Genomic DNA, 323 nt, shown 5'->3' on the forward strand with positions numbered 1-323 from the left:
GAATGAAAAATTTGCGGAATTTACAGCAAAGAAAAAGTTCGTAGAAGAAAATTTTTATCCTGGAATTGCAGACGAAAAAATGCGACCAGTTTTTACGGAAAAAATAAACCAAATCGCATCGGATTTTAAAACTGTTGCGGAATCGGAAAAACCAACAGACAAAAAATATCAAGAAAAAATCGGAATCGGACTTTCAAGGTTTTCGGATATTTATCTGGAATTAGATACGGAAGACCGAGAAAGGGTTTGCTCATACATTGAGGAATTAATGGACATTGTGGAATTGGAAAGCTCGAATGGACAACTCAATAAATTTATGTACG

The 323-nt window shown here is 34.7% G+C and carries 1 protein-coding gene; it reads left to right on the forward strand.

Features of this window, described 5'->3' with window-relative positions:
- On the forward strand, window positions 1-323 hold a 323-nt coding region (locus tag EGM88_RS14995; RefSeq protein WP_123899234.1), incomplete at both ends, for a DUF4844 domain-containing protein.

It is taken from the genome of Aureibaculum marinum (genome assembly GCF_003813905.1).
In the GTDB taxonomy this organism is placed as follows: domain Bacteria; phylum Bacteroidota; class Bacteroidia; order Flavobacteriales; family Flavobacteriaceae; genus Aureibaculum; species Aureibaculum marinum.